This window comes from Paenibacillus sp. J31P316, assembly GCF_056269105.1.
The window spans coordinates 320,141-340,265 of the sequence record NZ_JBWDNI010000004.1 but is presented as its reverse complement, the minus strand read 5'-3'; the positions used below and the strand labels follow the sequence as shown (position 1 = coordinate 340,265).

Sequence of the window (20,125 nt, the reverse complement as noted above, 5' to 3'; positions counted from 1 at the left end):
CGGTTGTCGTAAAACTATGCGTTTCGTAGTGGCCCTCAAGTTCGAATTTCAGTAGAACAGGAAAAAAATATCGGTACCCGTCGACGGCATCCGCGCACGTTGAACATGCGTGAGACTCGTCATCATCTCGTAAGCTATAATGAGGCTCTCCAGATGCATTCCCTAAATTACCACTAAAATTGATTGTGAAAGTGACATTACTATTTTTTTTATCAACATTTACTGCATTGGAAGTATTTTGATTCATGCTTAAGTATTTACTGTACAATTCATAACTGTCCAACGGTCGTGATTCTTGAAAATAAACACCACCTGGATCATTTGAGGAATTATACGGTAATGCCTGCACGCTCTTTACAGTTCGATCCGGAAATGAAAAGGAATAATCATATGGAAAAGTTACCGAATCCCCTGGTTTTTGTGTAGTCCATATACCAGACGAATCTTTCCATATATCGTAGTAACCAAACGCAACAGCATAACGGAGATTGCCAACAGCAAAAGGCTGAATGCTTGAATTTCCACCAAGTGAGGCTGCATTTGTTGTTGCAGCAGTAGGTAACATAGCAAGTAATAAAGATAAGATAATTGCAATTACAATGTATCTATTAGTATAATTTCGTTTCATATCATCCTACTCCAAAGGATTATTAATAATAACTGCGATATCTAATGATACATACATGCCTACATAATCAATATCTTTATAAGAGAACTTCTTCCATGAATCTCCAAGTGCATCCCAATCCCGATGCGAAGGGATCGGATAGCAATTAAAACGTACATTACCTTGAGAAATGCGATTATTTGCACTTCTATAGCGAACTGGTAGCTTCTTATTTTGCGTAAGATAGTAAAATAGTGTCAACATAGTACCCTTATCTGTTGATGTAGATTGCAATACCTGCTCCCCGTTAATATACCCCAAGTCCATCCTATAAAAAATTTCATTATTTATAGAGAAAGGAAAATCATTTTTACTTAAAACTGCGATGTGACTTGGATCAATTCGATCACTTGTGAAATCTTTTAACTGAGGATACTTTTTCAAATAAGGTGCCGCATCCACGATTTTCCCCTTTACAACTTCTTCGAGCGTAGGAACAATCTTACTCCCAATCCAAACAAACCGCAGATCAGCATCATACTCCACCGCCACGCCCAGCCCCTCACTCACCACGCGCAGCGGAACAAGCGTCCGACCAGAAACAACCTTTACTGGTACAGGCAGCTTAGTCGTCTTCCCGTTAATGCTAGCTGTCGACGCCCCGATCGTAAGCGCAAGAGTACTCTTCCCTTTTACGATATTGATGCCCCTTCCCGTCAGCGTCAGCTTGCCGCCAAGCTTGTCCGATACCACCCGCAATGGAACAAGCGTCGTCCCATTCAAGCTTTCAGGTTGTACGTCCGTAGGCAACTGGCGTGCATTATATAGTAACTTAATAGACAATTTAGTCGACGGCATCTTTTCCGCTGCAATGGCCGAAGCACCGCCAATTCCTACCATCATCGTCGCGGCAACTACAGCCGCGGTCAAAGTCTTCCTCATGTTCCATCCTCCAAGGTCATATTTCACGATATAGCGTTTAATTTAAGGCACCTATCTCATAAATCCCAGCTGTCACCAAAACACCTCAATTAACATATTCTACCACCCTTCGCTAGATTTCGACGAGACCTGCCTCTTAAAAAATCCCCAAAGTTTCTCCCAGGCTCCCCAACCCGTAAGAAACGAAAAAAAGCACCCGCTGCAAGCTGAATAAACCAGCCTGCAATCAGGTGCTTCCTGTGCATAGGATTCATAAGTTCTCGAATTACTCCCTATTTTACGCATGCCAACGACAATTATCAACCTTATTTTTACAATCCTGAGTCTCCCCTGCCATTACAGCCCTCTCAACAGCTCCAACCAGCGATTCGCCGAATGCTGCCACGTAAAATGCTGCTCCACCCGTTTGCGGCTTTGATGACCCATTTCCTGTCGCAGTCGTTCGTTGCATAACAGCTCGAGAAGACGCGTGCGCATCTCCGCCACGACATGCTCTGGATCCACCAGATAACCCGTCACGCCGTCATCGATAATTTCCTTCATGCCGCCCGCGCGAGTCGCGACGACAGGCAGTCCGCAGGCCATCGCCTCCACGTTGACGAGTCCGAACGCTTCCCGGTTGCCGGACGGAACGACCGCCACGTCGGCTCCGAGAAACCAGCTCGGCACCTCGGAATACGGCACGTACGGGACGAAGGTCACATGACCCTTCATCGTGCGCCCGAGCCGATGCAGCATGCGGACGTAGGCGGTTGTCCGATTCGAGCCGTAGAACGCGCCGCCGACGATCACGAGCAGCACGGATGGATGCTCTTTGATCAGCTGCGGCATCATCTTGAGCAGATGATGCACCCCTTTGATCTCCTGAAGCCGGCCCATGAACAGCACGACGCTGCGCCCGAGCCAATTACGCCTCCTGCGGAGCTCTGCTCTTCGCAGCGCTCCTGCCGCCGAATATTGCGATGGGAAACGCTCCACGTCCACGCCAGGATAGACGACACGGAGCTTATGCGCGCACCCCGGCACGCGTTTCGCCGCATCCTCCTTCAGAAACTCGCTGTTCACGATTATGCGGTCGGCCGCGTGAAAACAACGGGACAATGTCTGTGACGGAATGGCCCGTTCGCGTATGAACGTATTGGAATGCAGGTTCAGCCAAATCTGCTTCGCAGGCTGCGCCTGCTTCAGCTTGAGCACGTAACGCGGACGATTTTCCACCTGCAGGACGTCGGGCCTAAGCTTGCCGACCGCGCGTCTGACGCACTGGATATATCGCTGCTTACTTGCAGCCGGGAACCGTTCGATTGCCGCTCCGCCAACGTTTCCCCGCTTGCCGAGCGAACGGCTGAGGCGCCCGAAAATATGAGCATCGACATACGGAACGAGGAGCGGCACGGTTTTCTCGACGACTCGCTCGACGGAGCTGCTGATAGGGGAAGGCAGAGGAAACGTACCCGGCGTCACAAATGCGACTTTGGGTTTATCCATGGCGCGCAGACCGCCTCTCCGAATAGAAAATGTGCTGTTACAGCATACGCGGCGAAGCCAAGCCGGCAACCGCCATACGCCTGTTTCACCGCGCTGCAGCCGGCCCAACTATTTGTCCCTTCGCCATATTTGAGCCAGCAGAAGACTTAAACCGTACGGCCCGAAATAAGCGCCGCTAATCAGAAACAGCGGGCTCAGCAGCACCTCGTGCACCTGCGTCATGAACACCGTATCATCGAGAAGCGTCTTCATAACGGCATAGGCAGACTCCGAGAAAAACAACAGGTACGCCGCAATTGCGAGCACGTCCAACAGCCAACGGGCACTCTCGTAAGCAAGCCTTAACCAAACGAGCAGCACGCCGCCGACGACAGCGGCCAATATAACCAATCCTAGCATCGTAATCACCTCATCCCCATCATTCGCAGACGGGAGCCGGCTTAAACATATGGAAATGTCCTCTATTGATAATTGCCCCGCGATATGTCACACTAGTCCCAAACCATCAAGAACTGCCCCTATCAAGAGAGGACGTGAACTTCCGGCATGACCAAATGGCTGCTCCGATCCATGACCGAGCTAAGCTCGCGCAAATGGATTTCGCGCATAACCGGTCGATTCGCCCAGTCGCCGGCCAGCCGGCACTTTATTCCTAGATTCGCCCGGATGTACGGCATCGCCGTTCAGGAAGCGGAGAAACAGCTGCATGAATATGGCACGCTCAACGAGTTTTTCACGAGGCGCTTGAAGGCCGGCTCGCGGCCGATCGATATCGACCCGGATGCGCTCGTCAGTCCCGTCGATGCGCTCGTTACCGGCTGCGGAGCAATTAAGCAAGGGACGATCCTGAACGTCAAAGGCCAGGATTATACGATCGAGGAGCTGCTGAACCTCTCGCCGCGCATGGAGAATTACAAGAACGGCTACTATATGGTCCTCTACTTAAGCCCGACCGATTATCATCGCATACATACGCCGATTGCCGGCACGATCGTGGAACGCGAGCATGTCGATGGCAAGGTTTATCCCGTCAACGATTTCGGTCTCCGTCATATGCGCCGCGTTCTGAGCCGCAATGAACGGCTGATCACGTACATGCGTCATGCAAGCGCCGAGACGGCGATCGTCAAAGTCGGCGCCATGAACGTCAGCAGCATTCAATACGTACAGCCTCTTCGCGACAAAATGGAAAAAGGCGACGACCTCGCCTACTTCGAATTCGGCTCCACCGTCGTGCTCCTCACCGAGGACGACAGCTTCAAACCGCGAGCGGATATGCAAACCGGCCTCAAGGTGCGCATGGGCGAGAAGCTCGGCACGCTGGTAACGAGCTAGAGTCGAGACGAAAGCACGCAAGGGGCTATTCCAAGGACATATCGCACGGAAATCGCATACGCACAAACGAGCATACGCAAACGGCAGGCCAACTGGCCTGCCGTTTGTGCTTCGCTTTTGCTTATAGGAGCGTAAAACAACTCTCACTTTCTATGCTTCATCAAGAATACCTGCTCGCGCTTGACCATCGACTTCTCCCGGTCCTGTTCGATCTCGCCTTTAATCCGCTTCAAGCAAGTCCCGCACAGCTTCCCCTGCCGGGTCGGTTCCCCGCATAGGTCGCAGGCGTCGGCCAAATTGGGATACTCGTAAAGCTTGAGCCGGTTCCTGCGAATCAGGCTGCGAATGCGCTGAACGGGAATCGCCGCCGCTTCCCCTGCTTGTTCGTTCGTCATGAAACGATTGCGCTGCAGCGCCTTCTCGATCGCCTCGATCTCTCGATCCTCTCTAGCCATGCAGGTCGAGCACATATTACGCAGGTTTTTCTGAAAGATGTTCCCGCATTCGGGACAATGTGCAACATTTAGTTCTATAGACATATTATCCCCTCGCTATGACTAGTTCTATTTAACTAATAATAACTTAAAAAGGGATAATATTCATCTCCTTATTTTCCGATTCAGATTACTGCTTTCGCTGCCCACCAGCCGTTATACTGGATGTTCGGCGAACCGACCAGCCCTGCGATCACTTCGCCCCAGGCCTCATTCACGGTCCAGCTCCCTGCACGCCGCCTCGATGATCGCCCCGCCTTGTACGATCTGGTCTTCTTGCAAATGCGCGAACCCGAACAAAGCCGTGCACCTAGGCGCTCCGCCCTCCCACAACGAATCGCCAACAGACCAGTCGACGCCTAGCTCCGTGCAACATTCCCTTAGCCGGGCATACGGTTCGGCATCTCCTCGCCATTCGGCGAACATATGCAGCCCCGCATCCGCCGGGACGAAGCGGAACCAACGGGAGAGACGCGCGTCTACCTCTTCCCGAAATGTCCGCAACCTTCTCCCGATGATCCGCTTCATTCGCCGGACATGTTTGGCATAAGCGCCGCTTCCGATGAACCGCGCCATGGCCCGCTGCTCCACCAGCGCCGACGGGTGCGGCTCGAGCAGCGCCTTCGCCAATCTGAAAGGTTCGCGCAATGAATCCGGAAGAACGATATAGCCGAGGCGCAAATCCACGAACATCGTCTTCGAGAACGTCCCGATGTAGACGACGCGGTCTTCGCGGTCCAGCGCCTTCAGCGGCTCCACGGGCCGGCCGCCCCAGCGCAGCTCGCTGTCGTAATCGTCCTCGATAATGACGGCCCCTCGCCGCGATGCCCATGCCAGCAGCTGAGCCCGGCGCGAAGCCGACAGCACGGCACCGGTCGGGAACTGCCGGGTCGGCGTGACGAGCAGCAGGCTCGCATCCCAATCCGCCGGCACGATGCCGTGGTCGTCGACGTCGGCTGCCAGCAGCGTTCCTCCTTGCGCCGTTATGGCTCGCTTGATTCCGGAATAGCTTGGATTCTCCACCACAACGGGCATATCGGGTCTCACGAGCAGCATGGACAACAGTGCGATCGCCTGCATGGAACCGTTCGTAATCATAACGTTGGCGGCATCGGCACGAATGCCCCGTTCGCGACGGAGGTCGTGCGCAATCGCCTCGCGCAAAGGCAAGTAACCGTCCGGAGGCGCCGTTATGGCCGGGAATGCCTCCATCATATCCCTAATCTCCGAATACATGGCGGATTTCCAATCTTCGGCCGGAAACAACTGCGATTCCGTTTCCCGCAAACGAAAGCTGATCCCCGCCTGAAGGCCGTCGTTCGGATTCAGCGGATGATTCTCGATGAAGCTGAACCGTTCCTTCGCCGCCACCAAACGTTCGCCCCAAGCCGACAACGCAAGCGGCGCGGCGTCTTCAGGCTTCTCGGAGGCTCTTCCGTCTCCGTGCAGCGGATCACCGAATGCAACGAAGGTCCCGCTCCCGCTTTCCGCCCGCGCGAACCCTTCTGCGATGAGCATGTCGTAGGCCGTGTTCACGGATCCGCGCGACAGGCCGTACAAGTCGGCCAGCTTGCGGCTCGACGGCAGCCGGGTCCCGCCGGTCAACGTTCCGTTCACGATGCTTTCCCGCAGCGCTTGGTAGATAGCTTCGGTCTTGCGCCCCAGCTCCCCGTAATAGCGCTCATACGCAATCCGAAAATCGATATCCATATCCTCACATCCCTTCCTCAGCAGCTATTTCATTCATAGTGGTCCAATAAAATTAATCATAATTGGATCTTTTGGATTGTCAATACGCACGGTATGCTAGGAGCATTCAATGGGAGAACGGAGAAATCGCCATGCGCAGAGCGGAATTCGAAATCAACAAGGAACACGAACAGCAGGAAATCGCAAGCTTCTTGGAAGAAATGAGCTTTGGCTTCCTCGGTACCGTCACGCCTGAAGGGGAGCCCGCGATGACGCCGCTCAACTTCGTTTACGTGGGCGGGTGTATCTATTTCCACGGCAGCCGGGTCGGGGAGAAAATGACCCATCTCAAGAAGAACCAGCGCGTTACTTTCATGGTCGCGAAGGAGTATGCGGTCATCCCGTCGTACTTCAGCGACCCGTTAATGGCTTGCCCGGCAACGGCATATTTCAAATCGGTGCGCGTCGATGGACATGCCGTCATCGTCGACGATCCCGCAGAGAAAGCATCGGCGCTGGAAGCGCTCATGCGCAAGCTGCAGCCGGAAGGCGGCTACAAGAAAATCGACGCGGAGGATCCCGATTATATCCCGCGCTTGAAAGGCGTGGCCGTCGTCCGTATCGATGCGGACCAGATTAACGGAAAGTTCAAATTCGGCCAAAACCTTAAACAGCCTGCCCGCGAATCCATTACCGCGCAGCTGGCGGAGCGCGGCTTGCCGCAGGATGCCGAGACCATCGCGCTCATGAACCGCTATTGTCCGCATGCCAAAGGAATGACCGGTGAACAGACATGACAGAAAAAATCGGAGCCCCTGGCAATTCTCGCCCGGGGCTCCGATTTTACGTTTCTTGCTCATGCTGCTTATAAACTGCTGCTTATAATTGCTCTAGCTTGCGTGCGGCAACGCCTTGGAACGTCGGCTTGACCGGTTCGATCGTGCCGTCCTCGCCGAAACGCATGTCATCGATGCAGACGACGCGGTGATGGCGGTTCGTTTCCTCTAACGGACGACGATGGTACACGATGTAATAATCGTCCGTGCCGGGGATGTGCAGGAAGCCGTGATGCCCTGCGCTGGTCGCAACCTCCGGATCCTGCTGCAGCACCGTTTCCAGCCGCTCGAACGGTCCGATCGGCGAATCGGAGATCGCGTAGGCTACGCGATAATCCGGCGTGCCCCAGCCGCCCTCGGCCCACATGAACACGTATTGGCCGCCGCGCTTAATCATGCAAGGACCCTCGACGTAATCCTTCGGCGTCACGGATTTGAACAGCTCGCCGTCCTCGAACGGGCTGAAGCTGATCATATCCTCGTTCAGCTTCGCTACGTTGCAGTGCCCCCAGCCGCCGTAATAGAGATACGCTTGTCCATCGTCGTCGATGAACGCATGCGGATCGATCGGCTGCGCTCCCATATGGAAGCGGTCGATGAGCGGTTTGCCAAGCGCATCCAGGAACGGTCCTTCCGGACGGTCCGATACGCCGACGCCGATGCCGCCGAGCTCGTCGTTGCTTTGAATGTCGTTGCCGGAGAAATAAATATAATACTTTCCGTTCCGTTCGATCGGCGACGGCGCCCAGACGGCTTTATGTATCCACGCGAAATCCTCCATCCGAAGGATCCGCTCTACTTTTGTCCAATGGACCAGGTCGTCCGAATGAAATGCGTCCAGATACGTCTGCTCCTCGTAAGGCGCGGAATACGTGGGGTAAATCCAATAACGTCCCTCGAAAATACGCGCCTCCGGGTCTGCATACCAGCCTGGAAAAATAGGATTGCCAGAGTGTGTTTTGTTTGTCATGCGCTGCATGTCCTCCTTGACTGAATTCAGGTCGAGCCGCCCTATCGGATCTCCGACGGGCTCTTGCCCGTATACTGCTTGAACTGCCTGCTGAAGAAGAAAATATCCCGGTACCCGAGCGCGTCCGCAACCTCCGTCACGTTCATCCCGGCATGCATCAGCAGATGCTGCGCCCGTTCGATCCGAGTCCGAATCATATACGATTGGACCGAGGAACCGATCATCTCTTTGAATTTGATCGAGAAATACCGCGGCGACAGCTGCGCGCGCAGCGCCAAATCCTCGACGCGGTGCGCGATGCCCGGATTTTGGCGGATGAAGTTCGCGATCTCGTGAATCGCTTCCGTCAGCTGATTGCTCGACTTGCGTTCCACGGGGGCTTCCCGATCGGCCCGAAGCAGATGGATGATCAGCTGCTTCAGGATCAGCTGCGCCTCTTCCTCCGCCGCGTACGTCTTGACCAGGAACAGTCTGACATAGCGAACCAGCAAGTATTCAAAATCGACCGTTTCCTCCAGCCTCCGGTACGATTCCGGAATCATGTCGACCGGTTCCGTAACGTCGAAATGGATGTACGTCAATACGAGCGGCCGCTGCGGATCATGCGTCGCGCTCGTGAAGTCGCCCGGGCGGAATAGGAAGCAGCTGCCCTTGCTCACGGGAACCGGAACGCCGTTCAACATCACTTCCCCACTACCGCTCCAGACGTAGAATAGATCGTAATTCGACAAGGGCTTTTCGCGTTTCTGCCATTTCCATCCAGGCTCGCAAACGATTTTCGCGAAGGCGGGCTTTAATTGAAACGATGACGGCGAACAGTGCAGCATCCTCGGATTCCTCCCCATGCAAAAACAATGTCGAAGCCATCATACAATACTGCGAATCCTTTGCCAACGTGACATGGATCGGAGACGAACTTTTTCAATTATTGTTTGAAAAGTGAAGGGGCAGCCGTAGTCTTTCGCTCCTCTTAAGTGGTATAATATCGACTAATCGGTTTCCGATGGGAAATCAACAAATACGAGACTGAACCACTGAAGGGATGAACAAAGTCCATGAACCCACTTGCCCAGCAATTGAACGCGACGATTGAGCGCGAGAACGGCCACGTTTTCCAAATGTTATCCACACTCGGTAAAGCCATCTATTTCCCGAAGGAAGGCATTTTGAGCCAATCGGCCGAAGCAAAAGCGAAGGCGAAGAAATACAACGCAACGATCGGCATTGCAATCGAGAACGGTCAGCCGATGCACCTTAAGGTCATCCAGGACACGCTCTCCGCCTACAATCCGAAAGATCTGTACGAATATGCGCCTCCAGCCGGCAAGCCCGAGCTGCGTGCCGCATGGCGCACCAAAATGCTCAAGGAAAATCCGTCGCTCGCAAGCAAAGCGTACGGCAATCCGGTCGTGACCAATGCGCTTACGCATGGCCTCAGCATCGTGGCGGATCTGTTCGCCGATGCAGGTGACGCCGTCATCATTCCGAACAAAAACTGGGAAAATTACGAACTGACCTTCGGCGTGCGCCGCGGGGCGGAAATCGTTGAATATCCGCTGTACAACAGCGAAAACCGTTTTAACAGCCAAGGTCTTCGCGAAGCGCTGCTGGCACAGAAGAGCAAAGGCAAGGCAATCGTCGTCCTGAACTTCCCGAACAATCCGACAGGCTATACGCCTGCCGCGGATGAAGGTAGGGAGATTGTCGCGGCGCTCGTCGATGCGGCGGAAGCCGGCATCAATGTCGTAACCGTCACGGACGACGCGTATTTCGGCCTGTTCTTCGAAGGCTCCTTGCAGGAATCGCTGTTCGGCCAACTGGCCGGCCTGCACCCGCGCATTCTGCCGATCAAGGTCGACGGCGCGACGAAGGAAGAATACGTATGGGGCTTCCGCGTCGGCTTTATCACTTACGCAGCCGGTTCCGATGCCATCCTGAGCGCCCTGGAGCAGAAGACGCTCGGCATCATCCGCGCGACGATCTCCAGCGGTCCTCATCCGTCGCAGACCTTCGTCCTGAAGGCGCTCCAATCGCCGGACTTCGAGGCGCAGAAGGATGAGAAGTTCGCCATCATGAAAGGCCGCGCCAACAAAGTAAAGGACCTGCTCGACAGCGGCCGCTACGGCGACGTGTGGTCCTACTACCCGTTCAACTCCGGCTACTTCATGTGCCTGAAGCTGAACGCCGCGGACGCCGAATCGGTGCGGACGCGCCTGCTCGACGAATACGGCGTCGGCACGATCGCGCTCGGCTCGACCGATCTGCGCGTCGCGTTCTCCTGCATCGAGGAAGCGAACCTGGAAGAGCTGTTCGACACGATTTATAAAGCCGTGCAAGAAGTGGCCGTCGCTGCCAAATAGCACGCCTGCTCGCGTAACCATACCAAAGAGGCAACTCCGAACGTTTCGTTCGGGATTGCCTCTTTTTCATTTTCCGAACGCATTACTTCCTGTTCATAACCTTCTTATTGCCTTCCATTGCCTATCCACAGCCCTTTCACTGCCTATTCGCCCGCTTTGACGAACACCAGCTCAATGGCTGGCTTTGGCTCGCTTGCCGTATGTGCTTGGAATCTGGATGGCGTCGGCCCGAAAAAGATCCAAGCCCCGCGAATGTAGCGATGCGCCAAAATCAAGACGAGCAGCGATGCCGCAAGGGCGAACAGATAGCCGCCTGCCGTCCACAAGTGATAGATGACCGGCTGCGCGGAAGCCGGCGGATGGTGATGGTAGAGGAGCAGGAAGAACGGATGAATAAGATAGATGCCGAATGACAAAGCACCCAAATCCGAGAGCGTGGACGACGTCAACCGCGCCGCCTTCCGCCGTCTGAGCCATACGCAGGCTTTCAGCAGGAGCAGCGTAGTCAGCAGCGTAAACAGATTGTACCCGATTTCGAACCAATAACCCTCGGGAACGGCCTCGCCATTGCGATTCGCGATATGAATCCAGATGAAGCCGACGGTCACCGCCAACCATGCCGATAGAACAAGTCCTATTCGTACAGCGCGTCTCGAGGCCGTGGTGCTTCTATCCGACTTGTCCAATATCCATCTTCTAAATGTCTCGAATCTCATGCCTAGATAGGCGCCGAGCAGAAAAGCCGAGAAATACGTGAACGACCAGCTCCCTTTGTCCCCCATATGCCAAACATTCCGGTTCAGCAGGTAGAATGCCCATTGGATGACGAAGCCGAGCAGAATGGCGCATCCGACCGAGCCCCGCATCTTCTGAAACAACAGCAGCAGCAATGGGAACAGCAGATAAAGCTGGATCGTGATCAGAATATAATACAGATGCGGATACGCATTGCCGGCCAGCAGATGCTCTCCGAACAACCTTAGCATCGCCGCGGGCTCCCAGGCCCGGTGATTCAGCATATGCTTCGCCAGCTCGTAGCCGAGCGACACCAAGACATACGGAAGCACCAGCCCTTTGAGCCGTTTTCCGTAGAACGTCCGGAGACCGGATAACGTAAGCGGCCGATCGAAATAATTGTAGAACAGCACGAAGCCCGATAGAAAAATAAAAGCCGGCACGCAAAATAGCGAAAACGCATTGAGCACGACGTACGCGTCCCGTACCCATGAATTTTGCACCGCCACCACCGCCGACGACGTGGCATGCACCATCAGTACGCCGAGAATCGCGATACCGCGCAGCATTTCAAGCTCCGGCACCCGTTCTTTGCGCTTTGCGCTTGCAGGGGGAATCGTTGTCGTTTTCATTTGAAGCAAAGCCGCCTCCCTTTAAGCGTGTATACCCAGCTGCACTCGCAGCTTACCTATCTATGTTGTGCCATGCAGTGTACTTGGTGCAGCTCTTGCTGCAAATTCGCCGCTACTTCGCCAATGCAGTGTACTGGAAATTGTTTTCAACTTATCGGGTTATAATCCTTGATTACAAACATGCGGCTTGCAACTGCTTGTTATATTAATACTGTTTTCCAAATGATTTGAAACTATGAGTCGCGGCCGGATTCCCGTACCGTCACCGCAGTTTGTCGCTCCGAGTGGCAATCCGAGCCAAGATCGAACGCCGGATGAGCGCCGCTCAGCCAGCTGCTGAACGCAAAAAAAGCAGCTCCGGCAGGCCTTTCGGCCCTTTCGAAGCTGCTGCGTGCTTACCCGTTCCCGCTTAGATCGGCGCCTTCTCCAGCGTATACCGATTGGCAGGAATTTCTAATCCCAGATTGCCGCGGAGCGTGTCGCTCTCGTACTCCGTCCGGAACAAGCCGCGCTGCTGCAGAATCGGCACGACATGGTCAACGAAATCTTTAAGCCCGTTCGGTACCGCTTCCGCCAGCATGAAGCCGTCGGCTGCGCCGCGCACGAACCACTCCTCGATGGCGTCCGCGACCTTCTCCGGCGTGCCGATGAACCGGCCTCTCGGCGTCACCGCTTGGAGCGCGACTTGGCGGAGCGTCAGATTGCGCTCCTTCGCGTCCTTCTTGATTTTGTCCGTGCCGCTCTGGAAGCTGTTGCGTCCCAAGTCGCCAAGCTCCGGAAACGGCTCATCCAGCGGGTATTGCGCGAAATCGTGATGCTCGAAGAATCGGCCGAGATAGTTAAGCGCCGTCTCGATCGTGATCAGGTTGGCGACTTCTTGGTACTTGCGTTCCGCTTCTTCTTCCGTCGCCCCGATGATCGGTCCGATGCCAGGGAAGATGAGCACCTCGTCCGCCGAACGGCCGAACGATACTGCCCGCGCCTTCACGTCGTTGTAGAACGCAATCCCGTCTTCGACGTTCTCATGTCCCGTAAAGATTGCATCCGCTTCCTTCGCCGCATAATTCTTGCCTACCTCGGACATGCCCGCTTGGAAAATGACCGGTCGGCCTTGCTTGGAGCGCGCGATATTTAGCGGTCCTTTGACCGAGAAGAACTCGCCTTCGTGGTTCAGCGCATGCACTTTCTCCGGATCGAAGAAGACGCCGGATTCTTTGTCCCGCACGAACGCGTCATCCTCCCAGGAATCCCACAAACCGCGCGTCACTTCAAGGTATTCCGTCGCGATCCGGTACCGCAGGTCATGCTCCGGATGCTCCTTCTTGCCGTAGTTGAGCGCGGAGCCTTCCAGCGGAGACGTCACGATGTTCCAGCCCGCGCGGCCCCCGCTCAGCACGTCCAGCGAGCCGAATTGGCGCGCGACCGTGAACGGTTCGCTGTAGGACGTGGACAGCGTGCCGACCAGCCCGATGTTGCTGCTGACCGAAGCGAGCGCGCTGAGCAGCGAGATCGGCTCGAAGCGGTTTTGGAAATGCGGAATCGACTTCTCGTTGATATACAGGCCGTCCGCGATGAAGATCAAGTCCAGCTTGCCTTCTTCCGCCTTCTGCACCCATTGCTTATAGAGACCGAAGTTCACGCTGGCGTCCGGCTGCGTGTCGGGATGACGCCACATTGCGGGATTGCCCCCGACGCCGTGCAGCAGCGCCCCGAGTTTCAATTGTTTACGGGATTTGCTCATGTAGATCTCCTCCTTCAAGTTGTCGATCGAATCTCGTATTAAACGACGACGTACGCGGCCGTGATGCGTTCGATTTGCCCGATATGATGATTCACGTGCTTGATGAAGCCCCAGACGACATCGCGAAGCGTGACGGTCTCGTCTTTGAAATTCACGCCGGTCTTATCCCAATCCTCTGCTGCAATCCGCTTCAGAAGGTGCAGATTATACGTTAAGTAAGCGTCATAGAACGCCAGAATATCGTCGACCGAGCCTTTGCTCGCGGACGAGGACTCCACCCAAGCGTTCTGGTTGAATGCCGGAAGCTTCGCCGGCGATTCCGCCAGAATCTCGCGGATCCGGAAGCCGACCACGATCGCGTGGTCCGTCAGATGCGACAGCACCTCCGTCACGCTCCAGACGCCGGTCGCAGCCTTCCATGTTACTTGATCTTCGTTCAGGTTCGCGATCTTCTGTTTCAACTGCCGATGCAGCTCCGCATAATCGAATAATAGCGTAGCAATCTGGTTCGCGGTCATAGAGCAGTCCCTCCGTTTGCGTTTTTGGGCAGAGCTATATAGGGTCAAGCAGCGTTTTCATCTCAATTGGATGCCAGTTCCAGCAGCGCCGATTCGGCCAAGCTTGCGAAAAACTTCGCGCTCGGCAGCATCGCCCCCTCGTCGATATCGAAGCCGGGGTGATGCCATTCCCGGCTGCCGGAAGTACCCATGAAGACGAAGAGCCCCGGTACTTCCCGCTGGTAGAACGCGAAGTCTTCTCCCGCGGGCGAAGGCGTCGGCACGATTGCCTGCAGTCCGGCATCCGATGCGGCTTGCCGAGCCAGCGGAACGAGCGACGCGTCGTTCGTCACCGGCGGCGGTCCCTGTATCCAGCGAATCTCCGCCGTCGTGCCGCATGCCGCAGCAACGCCATCGACCACTTCCCGGAAACGCCGCAGCACATGCTGCCGAACCTCTTCGTCGAACGTGCGAATCGTGCCGTCGAGCACCGCTTTGTCCGGAATGACGTTCCAAGCCGTGCCGCTGTGCAGCTTCGTCACGCTGATGACTGCGCTTTGCAGCGACCCCACGTTCCGGCTCACGATCGTTTGCAGCGCCGTAATGATATGGGCGGATGCCACGATCGGGTCGATTCCCGCTTCAGGCACCGCGGCATGCGAGCCCAGTCCCGCGACTTCCACGACGAAGCCGTCCGCAGCCGCCATAAGCGGTCCTTCCTTGATGCCGACGGTACCGACGGGCAAGTCCGGCTTATTATGCATGCCGAACACCGCGTTCACGCCATCCAGTACGCCGGCGGCAATAAGCTGCTGGGCACCCTTCGCCTTCTCTTCCGCGGGTTGGAACAGCAGCCGCACCGTGCCGCGCAGCTCATGCTCGCGCGCCTTCAGCAGCAGCGCCGTGCCGATGACCGCGGCCGTATGAAAATCATGGCCGCACGCATGCATCCGCCCTGGCGTCCGCGACGCGAAGGGCAGCCCCGTCTCTTCCTGGATCGGAAGCGCGTCGATGTCCGCGCGTACCGCCACGATCGGGCCAGGCTGCAATCCGCCGATTTCCGCGATCACGCCGGTCCTCAGACCGTAATCCGCGATTCGGATGCCCGCTTCCTCAAGCCAGCGCCGGATTGCGGCCGTCGTCTCGAACTCTTCAAGCGACAGCTCCGGATTCCGGTGCAGCTCGCGGCGGATGTCGACCAGCTTCCCTTCCAGTCCGGACAAGCCGGCTTCCGCAATACGTTCAACCATGTCGATTCCCTCCTGCTATTAGACCGCCGCCGAAACCGACGGATTCGATGCTGTTTGATTGGACTCGGACGAACCTGTATCGCCGATCGCCGTATCCGACGTATTCGACACGGTCCAGTTCGGCGAGATCCATTCCTCGGCGAAAGCTTCCTTCAACAATTCGAACGAGCGCAGCCGTTTCTCGAAAACAGGCACGTTCGTCGTCACGATGAACTCTTCCACGCCGAACTTCTCCTGCAATTCCAGCAGCTTGACGCGAACCGTCTCTTTGGAGCCCTTCGTGACCTCGGGCGCTTTGACCTCGATCCGGTATTTCTCGTTGGACTGCCTGCCGTATTCCTCCGCTTGTTCGATCGTGCCGACGGTCAGCGTGCGGCCGCTCTCGAGATGAATCTTGACCAGCTGGTGGTTGCCGGCGAGTCCATCGGCTTCCTCGTCGCTGTCCGCCACGATGACGGCAAGCGCGAAGATCGCCTGCGGCTGCCGGCCGCTCTCGTAATTGAACTGCGCGCGGTATGCCGCGAAGGCAGCCAGCGCGACCGCCTCATCGCTGTTGATGAACTGCGAGAACACGTAAGGCAGGCCGAGCGAAGCCGCGATTTCAGCGCTGCCGACGCTCGTGCCGAGCACGTATAGCTCCGGTGCCCGCTCCGGCGACGGCGAAGCTTTCAGTCCCGCGAGCGGATGATCGTCCTCCAGCTTGCCGTGAATGAATTTCTCCAGTTCGACGATTTTGTCCGTCAAGGACGGAGGATCTTGAATGCCGCGCTGCAGCGCCTGCGTCGAGCGGGGCAGTCCGCCCGGCGCGCGTCCGATGCCGAGATCGACGCGACCCGGTGCCAGCGATGCCAGCACGTTGAAGTTCTCCGCGACTTTGTAAGGACTGTAATGCTGCAGCATGATGCCGCCCGAGCCGATCGTGATCCGTTCCGTCTTGGCGAGCAGATGCGAGATCAGCACCTCCGGGGACGATCCCCCGACATGCTCCGAATCGTGATGCTCCGACACCCACAGGCGTCTGTAGCCGAGCGCCTCGACCCGCTGCGCCAGCGTCACCGTATGGCGAAACGCCTCCGCCGCCGTCTCCCCCGGATAAATCGGCGTTTGGTCCAAAATGCTAAGAATAATTCCCATTGCTTTTCCCTCCTGATGGCAGTTAGATGGAATAGGCCGGCTCCGGCATGATCCGCTTGAAGAACTGCTTCGTCCGCTCTTCCTGCGGTTTGTTGAAAATATCCTTCGGCGCGCCTTCTTCGACGATGACGCCGCCGTCCATGAACACCACGTGATTCGCCACGTCGCGGGCAAAGCCCATCTCGTGCGTGACGACGATCATCGTGATGCCTTCCTTCGCGATCCGGCGAATGACCGCCAGCACCTCGCCTACGAGCTCGGGATCCAGCGCCGAGGTCGGTTCATCGAACAGGATGACCTCCGGATTCAGTGCCAGCGCCCGGGCGATGCCGACGCGCTGCTGCTGTCCGCCGGAGAGCATGCTCGGATAAGCGTCCAGCTTCTCGCCGAGACCGACTTTCTCCAGTACCTCGATGCTGCGTCGGCGCGCCGTTTCTTTGGGCATCTTCTGCACGATGACGAGGCCTTCCATGACGTTCTCCAGCACGGTTTTGTGCTTGAAGAGATTGTAATGCTGGAACACCATCGCCGTTTTGCCCCGCAGCGCGTAGATATCCTTCTTGCTTGCGCGGCTGCAGTCGACCTCGAAATCGCCGATCGCGATACGCCCGTCGTTCGGCCGTTCCAGGTAGTTGATGCAGCGCAGAAGCGTCGTTTTGCCGGAGCCGCTCGGTCCCAGAATGACGACGACCTCGCCCTTCTCGACTTTAAGATCGATGCCTTGCAGCACCTGTTGTCTGCCGAATGATTTGGTAATGCCCGTCAGCTTGATCATGCGACTCCACCCCGATTGTAAGAATTGACCCGTTTCTCCAAGAGAACGGCGACGCGCTCGATCAGGACCGTCAGTCCCCAGAAAATAATGGCGGCGGCCAAGTAAGCCTCGAAGAACTTCCAGTTGGTCGACGCGACGATCTGCGCTTTGGCGAACAGCTCCACGACCGATACGGTAAAAGCCAGCGTCGATGCGTGCAGCATGCCGATGACCGCATTGGACAAGTTCGGAATGCTCGCGGCCATCGCCTGCGGGAATACGATGCGGCGGATCGCCTGGGGCGTCGTCATGCCGACCGAGTAGGCGGCTTCGATCTGACCCCGGTTCACGGTAAGCAGACCCGAGCGAACGACCTCCGACATGTAACCGCCGGCCGTAAGCGAGAACGCGATGAAAGCGAAATCGATCATCGGAATGGACGCCGAACGAAATCCGAGTCCAAACTGCGAGCTTACGGCATCGATGATCAGCGGCAAGCCGAAATAGATGATCAACAGATGCGTCAGCATCGGCGTGCCCCGGATGAACGTGACGTAGGCGGAGGCAATCAGATGAAGAACAGGCACTTTGTAGATGCGGATGAACGCAACGACCGTTCCGATGACGAAACCGAAGAGCACGGACACCGCCGTGATGAGCAGCGAGGTCGGGATGACGGGAAGCAGTTTAATCAAAGCTTCCCAGATGAATGACGGATCCAGCTTCATACTACTGCGCCTCCTCTCTGAAACGAACGTTGCGTTCGCGGGTGAACCATTGGCGGATTCGGCGGAACCGCTCGCGGCGGAATACCGGGAACGAATCTGCAACGCGGCTCTCGTGCCGCAGCAGCCTGCGCTCCAGAATAATGAGCAGCCGTTCCAGTACCATGCTGATGACCAAATAGATCAGCGCGAGCGAGATATAGCTTTCGACAAAATGATTCGTCAGCGTCGCCAGCGTCTGCGACTTGCCCGTCATCTCCATGACGCCGAGCGAGAATGCGAGCGACGTATCCTTCAGCAGCGCCAGAATGACGTTGGAGAGCACCGGCACCGCGATCGCGAGCGCCTGCGGCATTACGATGCGCGTGAACGCTTGGTAACCGGACATCCCGACCGAATAGGCGGCTTCCACCTGCCCCCGGTCCACGGAGGCAACGGCCGATCGGATCGTTTCCGACACATAGGCGCCGGTGTGCAGGCCATAGGTCAGAATGACGAACACGAGCACGGGCGCCCGGCTGACGTCGATATTCACGAGCTTCAAGATCTCCGGCAGTCCGTAATAGAACAGGAAGAGCTGGATCAGAATCGGCGTGCCCCTGAAGAACGAAGCGTAGAGCTGAGACAGCCGCTGCAGGACAGGTACCTTATATAGGCGAGGAAGCGCTACGAGAAAGCCGACGATCAGGCTGGTCAGCAGCGCTCCGCCCACGATGATCAGCGTTGTCTGGAGCGTTCCTGCGAGCTTGGGGAAAAACGTGAAGACATAGCTGATGTCGAACTTTTCACCCATCTTCCTTTCCCTCCTTCAGCCTTATTCTTGCGTGTAGTCAGCGCCGAGCCATTGTACGCTCAGCTTGCTCAGCGTGCCGTCCGATTTGATTTCTTTGATGGCGCCGTCCACGGCGTCCGCCAGCTTCTGTCCGTCCGCATCGTCCTTGCGGAATACGAATTGCACGTCGGCTTCTTCAAGCGTATCGCCGACCGACGCCAGCTTCGCCTGCGGATCGATCAGCGAAAGCGTGAAGTCCGCGCCCAGCGTGGCATCTACCCGGCCCGATGTCAGTTGGCTGACGGTATCATTGGCCGCGCCGTTCGTATAGACGATCTTGATCGCGTCGTCATGCGATTTATTATAGGTTTCCAGCAGCGTCGCCTCGGCGCTCGTTGCGGTCGTCAGTACTTTCTTGCCCTTCAGGTCATCCAGGTTTTTGTACGTCGGCCCATCCTTCGGCACGATGATCTTCGTTTTCCAGTGCGCGTACGCCTCTTTGTTGAACAAATATTTAGCCGCGCGGTCCGGGTTCTGCTCCATCTCGTGCGCTACGAAATCGATCTTCTTCGTTTCGAGGCTGAGCAGCAGGTTGGAGAAATCGAGCGTCTGGAACTCGAACGCGTAGCCCGGAAGGCGCTTGTCGATTTCTTTCACGAGCTCGACGTCGAAGCCGGTCAGCTTGCCGTTCTCGTCCAAGAAGCATACTTGCGGGAATTGCGTTCCCGTTCCGACGATGATTTTCTTCACGTCCGCCGCGCTGTTCCCGCTTGCGGCCGCGTTATTCGCCTTCGCATTGCCGGAAGCGTTCGCGCTAGCATCGTTCGTTTCGTTCTTCGAACCGCATCCCGTCGAAATCACCGTTAATGCCACCAAAGCCAAACCTGCCGTGCCGATCATTGTCTTTTTCATAACCCCTCTACCTCCACTGTGTGATGTTCCTTAGCCATGCCGGCCAAAGCTGTGCCCTCGGACCTCCACAGGAATGGTAGATCGTCGCCAAATCTAAATTTTATAATTCCAATCGTTTTAATCGGAATTGGATTGAAACTAATTTATCATCCAAGGCAGCGATCGGTCAATCCACTTTTCAATAGAGATTTTCTATATGTCGATGGAGAGATTCGATCTTTCGCCTGGACACCTCATTTAGGGCGTGCAGCA

Annotated in this window: 19 protein-coding genes; 3 read left to right on the top strand and 16 right to left on the bottom strand. The window is 56.1% G+C overall.

Annotated elements, in window-relative coordinates; genetic code table 11:
* Positions 1 to 634: 634 nt before the first annotated feature.
* The 3 genes from AC0YNU_RS16930 to AC0YNU_RS16920 all read right to left on the bottom strand — a co-directional run bounded on the left by AC0YNU_RS16930 (position 635) and on the right by AC0YNU_RS16920 (position 3,436).
* The gene (locus tag AC0YNU_RS16930; protein ID WP_475758583.1) at positions 635 to 1,549 is read right to left on the bottom strand and encodes a copper amine oxidase N-terminal domain-containing protein; all 915 of its coding nucleotides are present in this window, start codon (positions 1,547 to 1,549) and stop codon (positions 635 to 637) included.
* 336 nt (positions 1,550 to 1,885) lie between these two features.
* Entirely contained in the window at positions 1,886 to 3,037 is a 1,152-nt protein-coding gene (locus AC0YNU_RS16925; protein WP_475758581.1) for a glycosyltransferase family 4 protein, read from the bottom strand.
* 108 nt (positions 3,038 to 3,145) lie between these two features.
* A complete protein-coding gene (locus AC0YNU_RS16920) occupies positions 3,146 to 3,436 on the bottom strand; it encodes a hypothetical protein (RefSeq protein ID WP_475758579.1) in 291 nt (96 codons plus the stop codon).
* A gap of 147 nt (positions 3,437 to 3,583) precedes the next feature.
* On the opposite strand from AC0YNU_RS16920, the gene asd reads away from it, so the two are divergent.
* Positions 3,584 to 4,372 (top strand): archaetidylserine decarboxylase, encoded by a 789-nt coding sequence (gene asd / locus AC0YNU_RS16915; protein ID WP_475758577.1) that lies wholly within the window; start codon positions 3,584 to 3,586, stop codon positions 4,370 to 4,372.
* A gap of 143 nt (positions 4,373 to 4,515) precedes the next feature.
* Here the strand turns inward: asd and AC0YNU_RS16910 are convergent, their stop codons facing one another.
* The gene (locus AC0YNU_RS16910) at positions 4,516 to 4,827 is read right to left on the bottom strand and encodes a hypothetical protein (protein ID WP_475758575.1); all 312 of its coding nucleotides are present in this window, start codon (positions 4,825 to 4,827) and stop codon (positions 4,516 to 4,518) included.
* A 249-nt stretch (positions 4,828 to 5,076) separates the two neighbouring features.
* A complete protein-coding gene (gene pdxR, locus AC0YNU_RS16905) occupies positions 5,077 to 6,576 on the bottom strand; it encodes a MocR-like pyridoxine biosynthesis transcription factor PdxR (protein WP_475758573.1) in 1,500 nt (499 codons plus the stop codon).
* Between the two features lie 131 nt (positions 6,577 to 6,707).
* On the opposite strand from pdxR, the gene AC0YNU_RS16900 reads away from it, so the two are divergent.
* Positions 6,708 to 7,352 (top strand): pyridoxamine 5'-phosphate oxidase family protein, encoded by a 645-nt coding sequence (locus AC0YNU_RS16900; RefSeq protein ID WP_475758571.1) that lies wholly within the window; start codon positions 6,708 to 6,710, stop codon positions 7,350 to 7,352.
* A gap of 82 nt (positions 7,353 to 7,434) precedes the next feature.
* Here AC0YNU_RS16900 and AC0YNU_RS16895 read toward each other — a convergent pair whose 3' ends face one another.
* Together AC0YNU_RS16895 and AC0YNU_RS16890 are read right to left on the bottom strand one after the other, a co-directional pair.
* Positions 7,435 to 8,361: a glycoside hydrolase family 43 protein gene (locus tag AC0YNU_RS16895; protein ID WP_475758569.1), complete on the bottom strand. Its 927-nt coding sequence runs from the start codon at positions 8,359 to 8,361 to the stop codon at positions 7,435 to 7,437.
* 41 nt (positions 8,362 to 8,402) lie between these two features.
* Positions 8,403 to 9,188, bottom strand: coding sequence for a helix-turn-helix domain-containing protein (locus AC0YNU_RS16890; protein WP_475758567.1), 786 nt, complete (start codon positions 9,186 to 9,188; stop codon positions 8,403 to 8,405).
* 228 nt (positions 9,189 to 9,416) lie between these two features.
* Between AC0YNU_RS16890 and AC0YNU_RS16885 the strand changes: the two genes are divergently transcribed.
* Positions 9,417 to 10,721, top strand: coding sequence for an aminotransferase class I/II-fold pyridoxal phosphate-dependent enzyme (locus AC0YNU_RS16885; RefSeq protein WP_475758565.1), 1,305 nt, complete (start codon positions 9,417 to 9,419; stop codon positions 10,719 to 10,721).
* 143 nt (positions 10,722 to 10,864) lie between these two features.
* Here AC0YNU_RS16885 and AC0YNU_RS16880 read toward each other — a convergent pair whose 3' ends face one another.
* The 9 genes from AC0YNU_RS16880 to AC0YNU_RS16840 form a co-directional block, all read right to left on the bottom strand.
* Entirely contained in the window at positions 10,865 to 12,088 is a 1,224-nt protein-coding gene (locus AC0YNU_RS16880; protein WP_475758563.1) for an acyltransferase, read from the bottom strand.
* A 409-nt stretch (positions 12,089 to 12,497) separates the two neighbouring features.
* Complete coding sequence (locus AC0YNU_RS16875; RefSeq protein ID WP_475758561.1) at positions 12,498 to 13,829, bottom strand: LLM class flavin-dependent oxidoreductase; 1,332 nt, start codon at positions 13,827 to 13,829, stop codon at positions 12,498 to 12,500.
* A 38-nt stretch (positions 13,830 to 13,867) separates the two neighbouring features.
* Positions 13,868 to 14,347 carry a DinB family protein gene (locus AC0YNU_RS16870; RefSeq protein ID WP_475758559.1) on the bottom strand — a complete coding sequence of 160 codons (480 nt, stop codon included), beginning with the start codon at positions 14,345 to 14,347 and terminating at the stop codon, positions 13,868 to 13,870.
* 62 nt (positions 14,348 to 14,409) lie between these two features.
* Positions 14,410 to 15,576 (bottom strand): amidohydrolase, encoded by a 1,167-nt coding sequence (locus AC0YNU_RS16865; RefSeq protein WP_475758557.1) that lies wholly within the window; start codon positions 15,574 to 15,576, stop codon positions 14,410 to 14,412.
* A gap of 18 nt (positions 15,577 to 15,594) precedes the next feature.
* Positions 15,595 to 16,710, bottom strand: coding sequence for an LLM class flavin-dependent oxidoreductase (locus AC0YNU_RS16860; RefSeq protein WP_475758555.1), 1,116 nt, complete (start codon positions 16,708 to 16,710; stop codon positions 15,595 to 15,597).
* 22 nt (positions 16,711 to 16,732) lie between these two features.
* On the bottom strand, positions 16,733 to 17,485 hold the full coding sequence (locus AC0YNU_RS16855; protein WP_475758553.1) for an amino acid ABC transporter ATP-binding protein: 753 nt from the start codon (positions 17,483 to 17,485) through the stop codon (positions 16,733 to 16,735).
* On the bottom strand, positions 17,482 to 18,192 hold the full coding sequence (locus AC0YNU_RS16850; RefSeq protein WP_475758551.1) for an amino acid ABC transporter permease: 711 nt from the start codon (positions 18,190 to 18,192) through the stop codon (positions 17,482 to 17,484). Before AC0YNU_RS16850 ends, AC0YNU_RS16855 begins: the two co-directional genes overlap by 4 nt.
* A 1-nt stretch (position 18,193) precedes the next feature.
* Entirely contained in the window at positions 18,194 to 18,982 is a 789-nt protein-coding gene (locus tag AC0YNU_RS16845) for an amino acid ABC transporter permease (protein WP_475758549.1), read from the bottom strand.
* A gap of 21 nt (positions 18,983 to 19,003) precedes the next feature.
* Positions 19,004 to 19,873 carry a transporter substrate-binding domain-containing protein gene (locus AC0YNU_RS16840; RefSeq protein WP_475758547.1) on the bottom strand — a complete coding sequence of 290 codons (870 nt, stop codon included), beginning with the start codon at positions 19,871 to 19,873 and terminating at the stop codon, positions 19,004 to 19,006.
* Between the last annotated feature and the right edge of the window lie 252 nt (positions 19,874 to 20,125).